At 50.3% G+C, this 996-nt stretch carries 2 protein-coding genes; one reads left to right on the top strand and one right to left on the bottom strand.

Annotation, left to right across the window (positions count from 1 at the left end):
- The first annotated feature begins 173 nt into the window (after nucleotides 1-173).
- Nucleotides 174-458: a GIY-YIG nuclease family protein gene (locus J5224_RS30035; RefSeq protein ID WP_264628710.1), complete on the top strand. Its 285-nt coding sequence runs from the start codon at nucleotides 174-176 to the stop codon at nucleotides 456-458.
- A 287-nt stretch (nucleotides 459-745) separates the two neighbouring features.
- Here the strand turns inward: J5224_RS30035 and J5224_RS30030 are convergent.
- Nucleotides 746-996, bottom strand: a 251-nt coding sequence (locus tag J5224_RS30030) for a P-loop NTPase (RefSeq protein WP_264628709.1), incomplete at its 5' end; no start/stop codon positions are given.

Below are 996 nucleotides of genomic sequence, written 5' to 3'. Positions count from 1 at the left end.
AAACAGTAACGAGCGAATTATAGGGAGTTAAGGCAGGTAGCGCCAGCCCTACTCATGGTCATTTCTGGTTTGCAAAATGATAAGCGAGCACGGTCGCTGTATTTGATGATAACGAAAGATGTCACGGTGAAGATCAGTTACAACGGGGTTCCTAATATGCCAGGTAAATAAGAATGTCGCCAAGTGTCTATATATTAACCAACAAACCAAATGGCACGCTTTATGTCGGTGTAACCAGTAATTTGATACAACGCATCTGGCAGCATAAGAATCTAAAAGCCAAAGGATTTACCCAGCGATACAATCTAAATCAGCTTTTTTATCATGAATATACTGAAAATATGCTCGTGGCGATTCAGCGGGAGAAGCAGTTAAAAAAATGGAGGCGAGCGTGGAAAACTCACTTGATCGAGGCAGCTAATCCTTTGTGGAATGACTTGTTCTTTACGCTGTTCTGAGTGCCCCTCCGTCATCTTCAGCGAAAAATGAGGCTCCCCCTAACTGTCATCCTCGGCGAATGCCGGGGATCTCTGGCTGAATGAACGCGTTTCGTCTGGTAGAGATTCCCTCCTACACGGGAATCACGAAGTAAAGGGCGGGAATGACAAATACTCATTCGTCATCCTCGGCGACAGCCGGGGATCTCTGGCAGAAGTAACTCGTTTCGTTGGTGAGAGATTCCCGCCTGCGCGGGAATGACGAAGTAAAGGGTGGGAACGCCATACGTTCCCACTCCAGTAACCGGTCACACCGCGCGGAACGAAATCTCGGTCGGAATGACTTCACCCTGCCAGTAAAGCTGCGCAGCAACTTGCCCGGCCAGTTCGCGATACAGTGAGGTGAACTCGCTGTCCGGCTTGCTGGCAACGGTGGGTTCACCGCGATCGAGATCTTCGCGCAGGGAGATATGCAACGGCAGTTGCCCCAGCAGGGCACAGTTGTATTTCTCCGCCAGTTTCTGCGCGCCGCCGGTGCCAAAAATCGGCTCCAGGTGAC

The sequence above is a fragment of the Candidatus Symbiopectobacterium sp. NZEC135 genome (assembly GCF_025962695.1).
Note: the sequence above shows the minus strand (reverse complement) of the source record. Positions and strands in the feature narration are given on the sequence as shown.

Bases quoted from the DNA above. Each gene is read 5' to 3' on its own strand.
- J5224_RS30035 (WP_264628710.1), top strand. From the start codon at position 174: ATGTCGCCAAGTGTCTATATATTAACCAACAAACCAAATGGCACGCTT.